We start from the raw sequence: 301 nt of genomic DNA, 5'->3' as shown, positions 1-301 counted from the left end.
GGTTTAATGTCTTCCGAGCTATCTCCGTAAACGTATAGTTTAATTTCATTACTACCGCCACTCGCTCCGAAGTCTTGGTTTTTCCATTCGCCTTTTCCAGACATCTTCTGTAACTCTTTAACGACTTGCTCTTTTTCTTTTTCGAAGTTTTTCGTGTCGTTATCATATTGCACGAAGAACATTGCTTGATTTGATTGACCAGGACTCATTGGGTTTTCGCCACCTAATGAGAATTGAATTGTGTTGACGTCTTTATTATCTTGGAAGTGCTTCTCAGCTTTCGTTGCAATTTTTTCAACAT

Annotated in this window: 1 protein-coding gene; it reads right to left on the bottom strand. The window is 38.5% G+C overall.

Annotated features, from left to right (window positions below):
• Positions 1-301: hypothetical protein (locus ACSG5Z_RS30640; protein WP_435712834.1), on the bottom strand; the 301-nt coding region annotated here is incomplete at both ends.

Origin of the sequence: Bacillus pretiosus, from assembly GCF_051294775.1 — a bacterium.
Classification (GTDB): Bacteria; Bacillota; Bacilli; order Bacillales; family Bacillaceae_G; genus Bacillus_A; species Bacillus_A wiedmannii.
The sequence above is the reverse complement of the archived record's forward strand: the minus strand, read 5'-3'. Positions and strand labels throughout refer to the sequence as shown.